The 14,077-nt window shown below is 70.6% G+C and carries 15 protein-coding genes; 4 read left to right on the forward strand and 11 right to left on the reverse strand.

Features of this window, described 5'->3' with window-relative positions; genetic code table 11:
* Nucleotides 1-5: 5 nt before the first annotated feature.
* The 7 genes from ACFQVD_RS41600 to ACFQVD_RS41630 all read right to left on the reverse strand — a co-directional run bounded on the left by ACFQVD_RS41600 (nt 6) and on the right by ACFQVD_RS41630 (nt 6,412).
* Entirely contained in the window at nt 6-800 is a 795-nt protein-coding gene (locus ACFQVD_RS41600) for an alpha/beta fold hydrolase (protein ID WP_343962767.1), read from the reverse strand.
* The gene (locus ACFQVD_RS41605; protein WP_343962764.1) at nt 797-1,702 is read right to left on the reverse strand and encodes a Rieske 2Fe-2S domain-containing protein; all 906 of its coding nucleotides are present in this window, start codon (nt 1,700-1,702) and stop codon (nt 797-799) included. The genes ACFQVD_RS41600 and ACFQVD_RS41605 overlap by 4 nt, the downstream gene beginning before the upstream one ends.
* The gene (locus ACFQVD_RS41610; RefSeq protein ID WP_343962762.1) at nt 1,702-2,904 is read right to left on the reverse strand and encodes a flavin monoamine oxidase family protein; all 1,203 of its coding nucleotides are present in this window, start codon (nt 2,902-2,904) and stop codon (nt 1,702-1,704) included. Before ACFQVD_RS41610 ends, ACFQVD_RS41605 begins: the two co-directional genes overlap by 1 nt.
* Nucleotides 2,894-4,084 carry a cytochrome P450 gene (locus ACFQVD_RS41615; protein ID WP_386273813.1) on the reverse strand — a complete coding sequence of 397 codons (1,191 nt, stop codon included), beginning with the start codon at nt 4,082-4,084 and terminating at the stop codon, nt 2,894-2,896. Before ACFQVD_RS41615 ends, ACFQVD_RS41610 begins: the two co-directional genes overlap by 11 nt.
* Nucleotides 4,085-4,115: 31 nt before the next feature.
* Nucleotides 4,116-4,967 (reverse strand): ABC transporter permease, encoded by an 852-nt coding sequence (locus tag ACFQVD_RS41620; protein ID WP_343962758.1) that lies wholly within the window; start codon nt 4,965-4,967, stop codon nt 4,116-4,118.
* Entirely contained in the window at nt 4,964-5,917 is a 954-nt protein-coding gene (locus tag ACFQVD_RS41625; RefSeq protein ID WP_343962756.1) for an ABC transporter ATP-binding protein, read from the reverse strand. The genes ACFQVD_RS41620 and ACFQVD_RS41625 overlap by 4 nt, the downstream gene beginning before the upstream one ends.
* Before the next feature lie 108 nt (nt 5,918-6,025).
* Nucleotides 6,026-6,412, reverse strand: a complete 387-nt coding sequence (locus tag ACFQVD_RS41630; protein ID WP_343962754.1) for a hypothetical protein — start codon at nt 6,410-6,412, stop codon at nt 6,026-6,028.
* Between the two features lie 250 nt (nt 6,413-6,662).
* Here ACFQVD_RS41630 and ACFQVD_RS41635 point away from each other — a divergent pair, with 250 nt between their 5' ends.
* The 3 genes from ACFQVD_RS41635 to ACFQVD_RS41645 are packed head-to-tail and all read left to right on the forward strand — an operon-like array spanning nt 6,663 to nt 9,072.
* Nucleotides 6,663-7,979, forward strand: a complete 1,317-nt coding sequence (locus ACFQVD_RS41635; RefSeq protein WP_343962752.1) for a cytochrome P450 — start codon at nt 6,663-6,665, stop codon at nt 7,977-7,979.
* Complete coding sequence (locus tag ACFQVD_RS41640) at nt 7,976-8,890, forward strand: class I SAM-dependent methyltransferase (protein ID WP_343962750.1); 915 nt, start codon at nt 7,976-7,978, stop codon at nt 8,888-8,890. Before ACFQVD_RS41635 ends, ACFQVD_RS41640 begins: the two co-directional genes overlap by 4 nt.
* Nucleotides 8,887-9,072 (forward strand): hypothetical protein, encoded by a 186-nt coding sequence (locus tag ACFQVD_RS41645; protein WP_343962748.1) that lies wholly within the window; start codon nt 8,887-8,889, stop codon nt 9,070-9,072. Before ACFQVD_RS41640 ends, ACFQVD_RS41645 begins: the two co-directional genes overlap by 4 nt.
* Nucleotides 9,073-9,130: 58 nt before the next feature.
* Here ACFQVD_RS41645 and ACFQVD_RS41650 read toward each other — a convergent pair whose 3' ends face one another.
* From ACFQVD_RS41650 to ACFQVD_RS41660, 3 genes are all read right to left on the reverse strand, one after another.
* A complete protein-coding gene (locus ACFQVD_RS41650) occupies nt 9,131-9,913 on the reverse strand; it encodes a hypothetical protein (protein ID WP_343962746.1) in 783 nt (260 codons plus the stop codon).
* Entirely contained in the window at nt 9,910-11,580 is a 1,671-nt protein-coding gene (locus ACFQVD_RS41655) for a hypothetical protein (RefSeq protein WP_343962744.1), read from the reverse strand. Before ACFQVD_RS41655 ends, ACFQVD_RS41650 begins: the two co-directional genes overlap by 4 nt.
* 162 nt (nt 11,581-11,742) lie before the next feature.
* Nucleotides 11,743-11,940: a hypothetical protein gene (locus ACFQVD_RS41660; RefSeq protein ID WP_343962742.1), complete on the reverse strand. Its 198-nt coding sequence runs from the start codon at nt 11,938-11,940 to the stop codon at nt 11,743-11,745.
* A gap of 189 nt (nt 11,941-12,129) precedes the next feature.
* Between ACFQVD_RS41660 and ACFQVD_RS41665 the strand changes: the two genes are divergently transcribed.
* The gene (locus tag ACFQVD_RS41665) at nt 12,130-13,149 is read left to right on the forward strand and encodes a hypothetical protein (protein ID WP_343962739.1); all 1,020 of its coding nucleotides are present in this window, start codon (nt 12,130-12,132) and stop codon (nt 13,147-13,149) included.
* Nucleotides 13,150-13,259: 110 nt separating this feature from the next.
* Here ACFQVD_RS41665 and ACFQVD_RS41670 read toward each other — a convergent pair whose 3' ends face one another.
* On the reverse strand, nt 13,260-14,063 hold the full coding sequence (locus ACFQVD_RS41670; protein WP_343962737.1) for a hypothetical protein: 804 nt from the start codon (nt 14,061-14,063) through the stop codon (nt 13,260-13,262).
* Between the last annotated feature and the right edge of the window lie 14 nt (nt 14,064-14,077).

The following is a 14,077-nucleotide window of genomic DNA, read 5'->3' on the forward strand; positions in this document are numbered from 1 at the left end:
CCAGGTCAAGCAGTGTCTACTCTCTCAGATAACGCCAGCCCCGCAAATACGGCTTTAGCCGACATCTCTGGACATTCAAGCAGGGGAAGGTGTCCGGAGTGGTAAATCGTACGGATGTCGCATTGTGCCACCATTTTTTCCAGCATTTTGGCATTGTCCACGAAGACAGGCATATCCGAATCTCCGATGATCACCGTGGTCCTGGCCCTGATCCGGACCAGATCCTCGGCCGAGTGCCGATGCGCGGTGAGACCCGCCATCGCCCCGCTGTCCAGCTCGGCCCAGGAGTGCCTGCCGATCACCTCGCGTAGCCGGGCACGCAGTTCCGGATGGGCCTCGGTGCCGCGGAAGATGTCCGGCGGGGAGCTCATCCACAGCTCGGCCATCTGCTCCCGCGCGCCGCCCGCCCTGCGCAACATCATGAGCTCCAGGTAACGCCGCCTGGCCGCGGGGTCGGGTGGCGCACCGCCGAGCGTCGGCGCCGCGAGCACCAGGTGACGTACCACCTCGGGTGCCTCCAGGGCCATCTGCAGCGCGACGCAGGAGCCGAAGGAGAGTCCCACGACCCGGTCCGCCCGCTCGGCCGAGGCGATCTCGGCCAGCCGTGCCGCCAGGGCGGGCAGCGTCACACCGGGCCGCAGCGGCTCGGAGCCGCCGTGACCGGGGAGATCCACACCGATGTGCCGCCAGCCGGGCAGCAGCCCCCACAGCGGTTCCCACAGGGTGAGGTCCATGGTGTAGCCGTGCAACCACAGCACCGCAGGACCCGTCCCCGACTCGACCACGCGCAGCCCGTTCACGCCGGCTCCCGAAAGCCCGCGCAGAACCTCCGGTAGGCCACCACGGCCGCGTCCCCGCCGTCGAAGCGGGGCACCACCCGCGGATTCAACCGTTCCCAGACCACCGCGTCCTCGGCCAGCGCCCGCTCGCTGCCGCCGATGAGCAGCGGCAGCTCGCCCCGCTGCTCGGGGCGGACGCCGATCGCCACCCGCGCCACGCACCCGCCGCTCTCCCGGGGCACGGCGGCGGTGACGATGACCTGCTCCCACCCCGGCGGCCCGAACCGGGTGACGACCACGCCGGGACTGTAGGCGCACGCCAGGAAGCGCGCCCGGGTGACCGAAGGACCGGAGGTGCTCCCCGGCTTGGCCCCCATGACGAACTCGCCCTCGATGATCAGTTCGCCCTCGTCCCCGTCCCGGTGCGCCATCCCGCGGAGCCGCGGCACCTTGTGCACCTCGGTGAAGTGGTCGATGTCGAAGGCGTTCTCCACGATCATCGCAGGATCGACGTCCACCGGCTTGATCACGGCCGCGGTGAGCGGATGGGTCCCGCCCAGCTCCTTGAGCGCCCGGGTGAGCCCCCGGTCGTCGTCGGGGGTGTCCGCGAGCCGGACGAACACGGCCTCGCCGGAGACGATCACGTGGTGCTCGCGTACCGACCACCGCCTGGTGGTGTCGCCCAGCGCGATCCGGCGGCCGTGGAACGGGCAGACCAGGCAGTCGCCCGAGAGCCGTCCCCCGTAGCCGAGATGCGCGCCCCGATGCGGGCAGTCGGCGTCGAAGACCCGGATCCCCGCCTCGTCCCGCACGGCCACCAGCCGCCGGGTCCCGATCTCCAGGGGGGTCACCTCGGCTGTCAGCTCGGAGGTGAAGGCCGGTAGGTACCAGCCGGAATGTGGTTTCCCCAACTGCGCCGTCATCAGCCCATCGCCTCCAGGAGCCGGTCGGCGGCGAGCACCCCGCTGGCGATCGCCCCCTGAACCCACGGCAGTCGCGTTCCCGAGACCGTGGCCTCACCCGCGAAGAAGAGTGTGTCGGCGACCGGCTCGGCCCAGCGCGCGGGAGCCCGCTCGGCGCCGAGCAGCGGCGCGGTGAACGCGCCTCGGCTCCACGGGTCGGCCCCCCAGTCGGCGATCCGCCGCTCCAGCACCCGGGCCCCCGCCGCCCAGGGCAGCGCCACCGTGAGCATGGCCGACAGATCGGGACCGGTGGCGGCCCGCACACAGGCGGCCGCCGCGTCCTTGGCCACGATCAACGCCTCGGGGCGCCCCTCGCGGCAGCTCACGAAGCCGCTGACGCCGTCCGCGTCGAACACCGACGCGGTCTCCGGCGCGGGCACCGACAGGGTCGCGACCACGCAGCAGCCGTCACCCGCCGCCAGCTCCCGGGCAGCCTCGATCTTGTGCTCGGGCAGATCCTTGATGGTGAGCGTGCCGTGGGTCACCACGGCGGGCGGCACGGTCACCACCACCCGCTCCGCCTCCACGGTCCCGGCCTGCGTCAGCGCGGCGATGCGCCCCGGTGACCAGCCGAGCACCTGGACCGGGCGTCCGGTGTGCACCTCCAGCCCCGCCGCCAGCCGTCGCGGCAGCAGGTCGAACCCGCCGGACACGACGTACTCTCCCGGCCCGCCGTCGTCCCCCCGCTGGGCCGCGGCCACACCGGCGGCGCTGAGCCGGTCCGGGTCCGCGGCCCAGATCTGCCGGAACCACTCGCTCGCCACCGGGTAGGGTCCGCCGACGTCGCCGAGCCAGCCGTTCACCGACCCGCCGGCCCCGGCGCCCTCCGCGTGCAGCCTGGCCTCAAGCAGCCAGGGCGGATGCGGGGTGCGGGCCAGCGCCCCCATGGGACGGCCCACCCGCCCGCTGATCACCCGGGCCGCGGTCGGCCGCGGCGCCGGCCCGGTCTCCACGAGCCCGTGGACAGGGTTGCGGTCACCGTGCACGACCTGCGCGCCCAGCTCCAGCGGGGGCCCGCCGTCCGCGGGCCGGAAGGTCTTTATCCGCCCGCCGACCCGTGACCTGGCCTCGACGACCACGGTGCGCACCCCGGCCCTGGCCAGGCGGTCGGCACAGGTCAGCCCGCTGACGCCGGCGCCGATCACGAGGACCTCAGTACGCATCCCCGCCTCCCAGCCGCACCGGGAGGGCGCGCAGCCGCCGGGGGATCAACGTGCCGGCCCAGGCCGGCTCCGGATCGGCCAGCGACGCGGCGGGGAACCGCTCGGCCAGCCGGGCCAGCAGCACCGCCCCGGTCTGTCGGACGAGCTGCGCCGCCAGGCAGAAGTGCGGCCCTCCGCCAAAGGCCAGGTGCGGGTTGGGCGTCCGGTCGAGCACCAGCTCCCCGGCCCTTTCGAAAACGGCCGGGTCCCGGTTGGCGGCGGCCACGATCGCCAGCACCCTGGCCCCCTGGGGCACCTGCCCCCCGGGCAGTGCCACGTTCCGGGTCGCGACCCTGGCGGTGAACGGAATCGGCGCCTCCAGCCGCAGCAACTCGTCCATCGCGACGCGCGCCGGCTCGCGGCCGCCCTCGCGCAGCGCGGCCAGCGCCTCGGGCCGGGGCAGCAGCCAGTACAGCGCGTTGCCGATCGCCTCGGCCAGCGGCTGCCACCCGCCCACCACGGCCAGCCCGAGCACTCCCAGCATCTCCGGCCTGCTCAGCCGGTCGTCGGCGGCCAGCCGGGCCAGCGGGCTGGGCGGCGCGGACGCGCAGTGCGCGTCCAGGAACCGGGTCAGCTCTCCCATGGCCGACCTGCCCAGCGCCGCCACCTGCGGCCCGGCCAGCGGGTCCAGATTGATCGAGGCCGCCTGGGCGAGCTGCGCGAAGACCTTCCGGTCGCTCTCCGCCAGCCCGAACAGCCGCAGGAAGACCGAGGTGGCCAGCGGGCCGCCGATCTCCGCGACCGCGTCGACCACGGACCGCTCCGCCAGCCGGTCGAGAAGCCCGTCCACGTCGGCGGCGATCGCCTCGGCCACCGACGCGATCGCCGCGGGTCCGAGCAGCAGCAGCCCCGGGGCGCGCAACCGGGTGTGATCGGGGGGGTCCGTGGTGAGCATCGACGGCGGCAGCTCCTCGTCGCGCGCCCGCCCCTGCTGCCCGGCACTCGCCGAGAAACCCTGGTCACGCAGTACGGCGGCGCAGTCGGCGTGCCCGGTCACCAGCCAGAGCCGCGACGCCGCGTCGTAGTGGACCGGAGCGCGGGCCCGCAGCCAGTCGTAGGCCGGATAGGGATCGGCCCGTCCCGCGGGGGAGAAGGGGTGAGCCAGGTGGGCAGGAAAGCGGATCTGGGTGCCTACCGTCACGCGTCAGTCTCCCTTGCGATCTCTTACCTGATCAGCGCACACGCGCGTTGCGCCAGCCGAACGTCAACGCGGTCAGCAGCAGGCCGCCGACCGCCCACAGTCCGAGGACCAGCGCGATGCGGCCGAGCTCCCACCCGCCCGCCGGTTCCACGACGGTGAAGCCGTCCGGCAGGAACACCGAACGGAACCCCTGCGCCATCCACTTCACCGGGAAGAGCGCGGCCGTGTTCTGCATCCACTCGGGAAGCTGGTGAAAGGGGTAGAAAACCCCGGAGATGAACTGCAGCACCATGAACACCGGCGTCACGATCGCCGCGGCGGACCGGCTGTTCGGGATGGCCGCGCTGTAGGCGATCCCGGCCAGCGCGCAGGTGACGGTGCCCAGCGTCAGCACCCAGGCGAGGGTGAACCAGCGGTGCGCGGTGCTCGGCCAGGGCAACCCGAACGCGGTCACCGCGATGCCGAGCAGCAGCACCGTCTCCACCACGGTGGTCACCACGACCTTGACCAGCTTGCCGATGAAGTAGGCGGGCTTGGGCATCGGCGTCATGGCCAGCCTGCTGATGAGGCCGGTGTCCCGCTCGATGGCGATGTTGATGGCCAGCCCGGAGAAGGCGGTGCTCATCACACCGGCGGCCACGATGCCCGCCATGAAGACCTGCCGGAAATCGGTCTGGGTGCCCTCCACCTTGCCGTCGAAGATCGCACCGAACACCACAAGCAGGATCACCGGAAAGAAAAGGGTGAAGACCAGGGACTGCCTGTTGCGGAAGAACGACTTCAGCTCGACCGACGACCGGGCGGCACTGGCCCGCCACAGTCCGGGCAGCAACCCCTCCCCGAGTTCCCGGCCGGGGGCACGAACGGAATCGGTGACGCTCACTTGTTCTCCTCCGGCTGTTGTCGGTGCCGGTCGATGAGGTTGAGGTAGATCTCTTCCAGGGTGGGGCGGTGCACGATCAGCTCGGGCAGCTCGGTCTCGGCCCAGGACGCCAGCAGGCTCACCAGCCGGGTCGGCTCCGAGGTCAGCACGGTGACCAGGTCACCCGCGCCCGTCGGTCCCGGTTCGAGCACCGCTCCACGGGGCAGCTCGGGAAGTTCCCGGCCGGCCAGCGACTCGGAGCGCCGGAAGGACACGGCGGCCGAGGTCGTCGCACGCCCACCCAGCTCGCCCGGCGGTGCGCAGGCCACCAGCCGGCCGCCCGCGATCACGCCGACCCGCGCGGCCAGCGTCTCGGCCTCGTCCAGGTAGTGGGTCGTGAGCACCGTGGTGCGGCCGCGGGCGGAGAAGAACCGCACCAGGTCCCACGCCTCACGGCGGGCGACCGGATCGAGCCCGGTGGTGGGCTCGTCCAGAAAGATCAACTCGGGATCGCCGATCACGCCGACGGCCACGTCCAGGCGGCGCTGCTGGCCGCCGGAGAGCTCCGTCGTCCTCTTCTTCTCGTACGCTCCCAGACCGACCATGTCGAGCACCTGCGTGGGCGGCAGCGGCCTGGGGTACATGGCGGCGAACTGCCTGACCACCTCACCCACGGTGAGATCGGGGTAGGCGCCGGTGGACTGGCCGACCACCCCGATACGCGCCCGCCATTCCCGGGGGTCCCTGGCCGGATCCTGGCCGAGGACCTCCACGTCTCCACCGCTCCGCCGTCGCACGCCCGTCAGTATTTCGACGGTCGTGGTCTTTCCCGCGCCGTTCGGCCCGAGCAAGGCGAACACCTCGCCACGGTGTACCCGCAGGCTCAGATCGGTGAGCACCGGGTGCTCTCCATAACGCTTGCTCAGGCCGGTGACGGCGACCGGGTCGTTTTCCGCGGCGGCGGAAACCATCGACTTACTCCTCCGATGGAGACGGGAACGGGAACGGCATGGCGAATTTGGAGATCCAGCGTGTTCAGTGAATTCGGTGAATTCGGTGAATGCCGGAGAATCGGTGGATCAGGTGCAGCAGCAGCACGGGCAGCAGCAGTAGTAGCAGGCCTCCGCGGCGTTGGCGCCGGCCGCGATGTCGGACAGGTCGCCCTCGCTGAGCTCGGCCGCGTCGACCACCGGGGTCTCGGGGATGTGCAGCTCGTACTGGCCGGTCGCCAGGCCGACCTCCCAGAGGCCGACCTGGACGTCCAGGTTGCCCTCCTCGTGCCCCTCGGGGATGTGGCGCACGATGACGATCTCGGCGTCCTCCGGGATGGTCAGACCGGACTCGGCCAGCGCGGAGCGCGGGTCCGCGTTCAGCCGGGCCGCGTACTCCTCGTCCGACCAGGCGGTGATGAGGGTGCGGGTGTAGGCGTTGATGAATTCTGCCCGCTCCTGCGGTTCGAGCGCCATGTCATTCTCCCTCTGTTTGTTTACCGCTGCTTTCTGCGTCGGCAACTGAAAGGACTGTCGCATGGCCTGCGGCATATACCAAGACTTAAGTTGTTCGCCATTGATGTAAGTATTGATACCTTCATCAACGCAGTGTTACATTGGCAGCATGCCACAGTGCGGATGTGCTCATCAATGACATTCAATACGTATATCCGGTACTTGTGAATACGTATCGGAGATACTTAAGCACCGTTAAGCGGAGGCGTCGGTGACGACTATCGGCACGCAGCTGCCCCCGGGCCCGCCCGGCCCGGTGGACATGGAACGCATGCGTAGCGACCCACTGGGGTTCGTGACCGGCCTGGCCCGGCGCTACGGGGACGTCACCGGCCACCATGCGAACGGCGAGCCCGTGTTCATGGCGCACCGCCCGGATCTCGCCCGGCACATCCTCAAGGACAACGTCGGCAACTACACGAAGGAGAACACGCCCGACGACCACATGCTCCGCCCGCTACTCGGAAACGGCCTGCTCACCAGCGACGGCGCGGAATGGGCCCGGCAGCGCCGGCTCTGTGCCCCGGCCTTCCGCCGCAGCGCGGTCGCCTCCTTCGACCAGATCATCACCGACGAGACCTCGGCGCTGCTGACCCGCTGGCGTGCCGCCGCGGAGACCGGCGCACCCCAGCCGATCGACCACCACCTCACCTCGCTGACCCTGTCGATCCTGACCCGCGCGGTGCTCGACGTGGACCTCGGCGCGGCGGGCGACGGGTTCGGCCGCGCGGTGGACGCCGTCAATCGCTTCATCGGCCACTACGTACCCGACCCCGATCCCGATCCGGCGGACACGAGCCGCCGCCGGCGGGAGTACGCACGCGCCCGCGCCCTGCTCGACATGATGACGCGCACCGTCATCGCCTCCCGCCGGGCCTCTCCCGCCGCGACCGGCACCCTGCTCGACACCATGCTCGGCGCCCTGTCCGACGCCGACCTCCGCGACCAGGTACTGACCTTGATCATGGCCGGTCACGAAACCACCGCCAAGGCCCTGACCTGGACCTGCTATCTCCTGGACCGCCATCCCGAGGAGGCGGAACGCATCCGGGCCGAGGTCGACCGGGTGCTGGGCGGACGCCCGCCCACGGCCGCCGACCTGCCCGACCTGCCGCTCTGCCGCCGGGCCGTACAGGAGGCGATGCGCCTGTACCCGCCGGTCTGGCTGATCTCGCGCCGCGCGACCGGCCCCGACGAGCTCGACGGCCATCCGGTACGGCCGGGCACGCTCGTCTGCGTCAGCCAGTGGGTCCTGCACCGTGACCCCCGCTACTGGGACCGCCCGGATGCGTACGTACCCGACCGTTTCGACGGCGTCGACCTCCCGAGTCATCTGTACCTGCCGTTCGGCGGCGGCGAGCGCATCTGCATCGGCCAGCACCTGGCGCTGATCGAGGCGACGCTGGTCCTGGCGATGCTCTCTCAGTCGGTACGGCTGACGCTGGAACCCGGTTTCCCGGTGGAACCGGAGGCACTGGTGACGCTACGGCCGAAGCACGGCATGCACATGATCGTGAGCCCCCGATGACCACTCTCCCCACCCCCCCGCACCCCCCGACCTCGTACCCGGGTCGGCCGGATCCCGTTTCCTCAACCCCGAACGCCGGTTCGTACAACCCCGCCACCACCACCGCGGGTGGGCTGGCGGGTGAGCTGGCGCGGCTGGAGGCGCAGGCGGAGCTCTCGTTCGACGAGGAGCTGAACCTGCTGCGCGAACTGGGCCTGACCGCGTCGGGCGGCCCGCTGGTCGAGATCGGCGCGGGATCCGGCGCGATCACCAGGCGACTGCGGCGGGCGCTGCCCGAGTTGTCACTGGTCGCCGTGGACATCGACCCGGACCTGCTCGCCCATGCCGAGGGCGCCGGCGCCGAGCTGATCGTCGCCGATGCCGCCGACCTGCCCCTGGAGACGGCGAGCGCGCAGTACGTACTCCTCAGGTACGTCCTTCAGCACCTTCCCGATCCCGCACCGGCCCTCGCCGAGGCCCGCAGGATCCTCCGCCCCGGTGGCCGCATCCTGGTCACCGAGGTGGACGCCTCCTGCTGGGGACTGGCCGACCCGGTCTACCCGGAACTGGTGGGAATCCACGCCAAGATGGCGGCGACCCAGCAGGCCGCCGGCGGTGACCGCACGATCGGCCGCCGCCTCACCCGCCTGCTCCGGGACGCCGGCTTCACGGAGGTCGCCCTCCGCCCGTTCGCCACCACCAACGACACCCGACCCACGGATGACTTCGCCCCCCACCTCGGCCCAGGACGGCTACAGCCGCTCGTGACCGCCGGAGTGTTGTCGCTCCGCGAGTTCGCCCTCGCCGCCGACCGCTGGAACCGGTTCCGCGCAGACCCCGACGCCTGGGTGATGCTCCTCGGGTTCACCGCAGCCGGTACCGCCCCCGACGCCTCTCAGAACGGCCGTCACCCCACCGAAGGAATCCAGTGAGCACCAACGTCAAGATCTTCATCACGATCTTCTGCTACATCAGCGCGGTGATGGGCCTCGTCACCGCCGTCATGCAGGCCAGCACCACCCCGCCCAACACCCCCGGAGCCATCGGTTCCGGAGTCGTCGGCGGCATCTTCCTGATAGCCGGAGTGGCCCTGAGCCGCAAACCCCGCTACTGATCTCAGAGGCCGGGGTCACGGGCCGGTCGTGACCTTCGAAAAGATCACCTCGTCCTTCTCATGGTTGCCCGACGTCAGGTGCCTTCGAGTTCGGGGATGCCGAGGCGCAGCCGTGGGTGACGAAGTAGATCTCCATGGAGATCGACCCGTTCGGGGCGGAGAGGTCGTGGAAGTTCCGGGTCACGGCCGTTCCGAAGATGCGCGGGTACGTCTCGCGGATGGCCGTGTTGACCCGGGTGGCCAGCTGAACGCCGCCGCTGGCGCCGCCGTCGGAGTCGGAGCCGAAGGTGAGCACCATGCCGACGCGCCGCCCGGCCAGGTTCTCCCGGTGCCTGCGCAGTTCCTGGCGGACCTGTGCGGCCAGTACGACGTCACCGGCGCCGGGGGTGACCCGGAACGAGAGCGTGACCGGTTTCGCCCGGACACCTCCGACGAGGCCGGTGCAGGGGGACGGTGAGGGGGCGGGCCGGGCGGGACTTTTCTCTCCCGGCTCCTTCTCGGCCGGGCTCTTCTCCTCCGGGGGATCCTCGGTCCGGGGCTCTCTCTCCGAGGTTTCCCTCTCCGAGGGCTTCTCAGCTGAAGGCCCTTCGGCCGAAGGCTTTTGAGCCGGATCTTCGACCGGGGGCCCTTCGGCCGAGGGTTCTTCAGCCGGAGACCGAACGGAGTCGGCCGGGGACCGGAGGGGACCCGGTTGGAGTCGAGCGGTGTCCGCCACGGGGTCGGTGGGCGAGGGGGGTGGTGCCTGTGCTCCCAGCAGGATGATCGTGAGTCCGAGCAGCAGGTCGGCGAAGAGCCAACCGGCCAGCAGGGTCGTGGTGGAGGTTCTTCGGCGGGCGGTCATTGCGAGGTTCGGGCTCTCTGGCGTGAGTCCGGCTCGTCGTCGCCGCTGTCGTCTGTTCCGCCGTTGCCGTTGCCGTTGCCGTTGCCGATGGCGTGTTCGTTGTCGCCGCCGTCGGCTCGGCCGCCGCCGCCGTTGGGGTCCTCGCCGTTCCCGCTGTCCTTGCCGTTCCCGCCGTTCTCGCCGGGGCCGCCCTCCTTGCCGGGACCGCCCGCCGGGAGAGTCCAGAGGCCGTCGGCCGGAAGCCGCAGCCGGGTGCTCGCCCGCTCCGAGCCGGTCACCTCGCGCTCGGCGAGCTCCCTCGACGGCAGGTCGGCCAGCGCGCTCGCGAGCGCGCTGGGAAGCCGGTCGAGCGCCTCCCTCGTCCGCTCCAGCAGGGTGACCGTCTCGATGGTGGTGTCGACCCGGGAGGCATGGGTCCCGGCGACGGCGGACCAGCTCTCCAGGGCCTCCCGAATCTCCGTACCGGCGCCCTCGAAGGTCCGGTGCAGCTCCCTGGCCGTGCCCGCGATGGTGTCGGTGACCCGTGCGCCGAGCAGGTCGACCGCCTTCTCCGTCGAGGAGCCGACCGAATCGATCGAGATGGCCGCGCGGTCGACGGCATGGCCGATGCCCGCCGTCACGCCGACCAGCTCGTTGATCCGGAGATTCAGACCGGAGACGCTGCCCTGGACCGACGTGATGGATCGTACGAGTTCGTCGTTGAACGCCTGGCGCATGTCGAGGGTGGTCCGGGAGATGGTCGTCGACAACTGGTTCCCGACATCGGTGACGGCACGGCCGGCCGTGGATCCCGCGGTGTCGATCACGGCCGAGAACCGGGCCACCGCCGCGGCGAGGTCGTCACAGGTGCTGTTGACGGCGGCCAGGTGCCCGCCCAGGTGCTCGACGGCGTCGCGCACGTCGATCGCGCTACCGGCCAGCGCGTCCGTGGTCTTACGGGTGGCCTCCAGGGTCAGGGTGAGCGCCTCGACCAGCTCGGTGTGCACCTTGCGCGCCGTGGTCCCGACGAAGCCGATGTCGGCCGCCGCCCTGTTGAGCTCGGCCCCGAACCGCTCCGGCGCGGAGAGCCGTACCTGGCCGAGTACCAGGCTCGCCTCGGTCAGTGCCCCGCGGAGCCGGACGCGGAGGGCACGGAGCTCCCGCTCCGAGGCGTCCTCCCTGCTGTTCCGCGTGATGTTCTCGAACACGGTCCAGCAGATGAGGCAGAAGATGGCCGCGAGGGTGCAGAGCGCGATGTTGTCGAACTTGAAGAACCCGGGCAACCGGCCGTCGAAGCCCTGCTGCCACATCTCCAGGAAGGGCCGCCGGGCCGCCTCCACGCCACCGGCCGCGAGGACGTCGCCGTAGGCGCCGGTGGCCATCATCAGGCCGAGCCAGGTGATGAAGATCGGTACGAAGACGAGGGCGGGACCGACGGCGCCGCTGAGCCCCCGTCGCCATCCCGGCCTCCTCGGCGAGGACGTGCTCTCCGCCGGTTCCCCGTCCACCAGGATGGTGTCGTCGGGGGAGAAGGCGGCGAACAGGTCGACCTCGCACCAGTGTCCGGCCATGTCGGGATCGGCGACCGCGTCCGCGAGATCACGTAGCTGGTCCTGACGGGCCGCCAGGTGGGGATGATCGGCAAGCTCGCGAAGCTCGCCGGCGAGCTCCAGATCCGTCACGGACAACCGACATCCTCTCCTGATGGCGCTGAGCGCCTTTTCGGCAATCCGGATGGACCGATTCACGCCTCCGGGAGGCGTGATCATTTTGGCATATGGCGCGTATGTCGGCGGAAGGAACGGACCGAGACGGAGGAGAGCGCGGACGGTGCCGTGCGGCACGGTGGGTCAGGTCCATCCGAACTCGAGCGCGCCGTCACCCTGGCCCGCGAGACGTGCGCCTCCGGCGTCGCGGTCCCCCTGGTCGTCCACGAGCACAAGTGGCTCGGCCGCGGCCTCGCGCCGGCCGAACTCGCCGAACAACCGCGCGCCTGCGACGTCGGCCTGGAGTTCCCCCACCCCGTTGCGCAGCGTACGAGCTGACATTGCGCCAAGCGGATCAAGGGCTCGGATCACAAAAAGTACGGATTTTTCGTTCCATGTCGCCATAGCTCTAGGCAGGCTGCCCTTGGGTGTGGAAATGTTTCGGCGCCGCACCCGGATCGTCGATTGCGTGTGAAGTGTGGTCGCCTCCTGACCTCGCCGGGTGGGCGTTGGAAAGGTGCACGGAGCGAGATGGCAGGACGCAAGGCGCTGCTGGTGGGGACGCTACCTGGAGAGACTGCCGAGGAGGCGATGCGGGGGGCTCTGGAGCGGCTCGGGCCGCACCTGCGGCAGCTGCCGGACGGAGAGACCGGCGATCGGCGGATCTGGGTCGTTGGGCTGATCATGAGTCTGCTTGGGCATCCGGACCTGGAAGTCGCCCGCGAAGGGGACTGGTCGGACTACAAGCATCAGCGCAACTACCGCGTCCGGCGCGGGCACAGGTTACGCGGGGACAGCCTCGATTTGGGCTATCTGCGCTGGTACGAGATCAACCGACCGGTGTTCGACAAGCTCGTTGAGGGTGACCTCGCATTCCAGGTCGGCGTCCCCGGTGATCTGGACATGACGATGTTCACGCTCGGACCGACCCGGATCGCCGGAAACCGGCAGCCCTTCCGCGAGGCCACCGTCCGTGACATTGCGGCGATCCACGCGAAGTCGCCGTCCGACGTCGTGTTCCAGCTGGAGGTCCCGGTGGAGACGGTCTTCGTGGCGAAGGCCGGTCCGCTCGGCGGCGTCGCCGCCGCCCGCCTCGCCGCAGGTCTGCACCGCACCGTCGGCGACGCGCCGACCGGCACCCGCTTCGGCATCCATCTCTGCCTCGGCGACCTCGGCCACAAGGCACTCAGCCGCCTCTCCTCGACCCGTCCACTGGTACGGCTGGCCAACGCGATCGCCGACGGGTGGCCGAGCGGGCGCACGCTGGAGTACATCCACGCACCCCTCGCCGCCGGCGACGAACCGCCGGTCACCGCCACCCGCTTCTACCGGCCACTCACCGGCCTGCGGCTGCCCTCCACCACCCGTTTCGTTGCCGGTTTCCTGCACGAGGACCGAACCGTCGACGACCAACGCCGCCTCCTCGACACGATCGAGAAGGCCGTCGGCAGCACCGTCGATGTGGCCGCATCCTGCGGCCTCGGCCGCCGCGGCGACACCGCCGCGTACGCCACCATGGACCAGGCCCGCGCTCTGTGCGAGACCGAATAACCGCAGACCATACTTTGCAGAGGACTCTTGACAGAGAACCCTCTGCGAAGTCCTGCGATATGGGGTGTCGGCAACGAAGCTGTCATGAAGTACACGCGATGGCGTCCGGCTCAATCGGCGGGTGAACGCGATCCTTCGGGCCGGTCGGCCGTGAGCATCAACGGGGTGCCGACCCCGTTGTGGGAGGCCGCCTCGGCGAGGAAGGCGGCCAGCCAGCCAAGCGCGTCCAACGACCACTCGGTGAGCACGCCGCGGAATGTGGCCCGGTGCCGGGCGGGCCCGCGCCACAGCTCGTCGATGACGGGGGATTCCAGGACCGTGCCGTCGTCGGTCAGATCGTCGGGCAGGGAGACCGAGTCGCACGCGAAGACGTCCTGGGTGAAACCCCGCATCCACCGGAGCATCTCGGGCGCCGCCGAGCGGATGGACGGCTCCTGCCCGCCGTCCAACGTCACCCGCACCGGTGTTCTCCACCGCGGGTCACCGTCGGCGAACCAGCCGGCGTCCTGGAGCAGGGGTATCACGGCTCTCGCCCGCGTCGAGGCGTCGAGGCTCTGCACCGGCAGCAGGAGCTGCACCGCGCGCAGGCGCGGAGCGCCGATACGCGCCACCACGTCGCCCGCACACGAGAGGAACGGCTGGACCGGCAACGGCCGGCCGTCGGGAACCGGCTCGGTCAACGACACCTGAAACCACGCGACGCGTGACGGTTCCGGGCCCTGCCCGGCGTCGTTCATCCCCCACAGGCCGCCGGACACGTTCTCGACGGCCTCGGTGAGCCATCCCAGCGCGGACGACCTCGCGACGAACAGGCTGTACGCGTCCGAGGAGGCGACGTGAGGATCTCGCCACGGATGTGACACCAGCTCGCCGTGCAGAGCCGCGAACATGGTGCTGTCGGGTCTGATGCTCACGTCGCCCTCTTCCG

This window comes from Streptosporangium amethystogenes subsp. fukuiense, from assembly GCF_042665875.1.
GTDB lineage: Bacteria > Actinomycetota > Actinomycetes > Streptosporangiales > Streptosporangiaceae > Streptosporangium > Streptosporangium fukuiense.

Coding starts and splice junctions, on each gene's coding strand:
- ACFQVD_RS41660 (WP_343962742.1), bottom strand. CDS start 11,940: ATGTCAGCTCGTACGCTGCGCAACGGGGTGGGGGAACTCCAGGCCGAC.
- ACFQVD_RS41630 (WP_343962754.1), bottom strand. CDS start 6,412: ATGGCGCTCGAACCGCAGGAGCGGGCAGAATTCATCAACGCCTACACC.
- ACFQVD_RS41625 (WP_343962756.1), bottom strand. CDS start 5,917: ATGGTTTCCGCCGCCGCGGAAAACGACCCGGTCGCCGTCACCGGCCTG.
- ACFQVD_RS41605 (WP_343962764.1), bottom strand. CDS start 1,702: ATGACGGCGCAGTTGGGGAAACCACATTCCGGCTGGTACCTACCGGCC.
- ACFQVD_RS41610 (WP_343962762.1), bottom strand. CDS start 2,904: ATGCGTACTGAGGTCCTCGTGATCGGCGCCGGCGTCAGCGGGCTGACC.
- ACFQVD_RS41665 (WP_343962739.1), top strand. CDS start 12,130: ATGGCAGGACGCAAGGCGCTGCTGGTGGGGACGCTACCTGGAGAGACT.
- ACFQVD_RS41650 (WP_343962746.1), bottom strand. CDS start 9,913: ATGACCGCCCGCCGAAGAACCTCCACCACGACCCTGCTGGCCGGTTGG.
- ACFQVD_RS41640 (WP_343962750.1), top strand. CDS start 7,976: ATGACCACTCTCCCCACCCCCCCGCACCCCCCGACCTCGTACCCGGGT.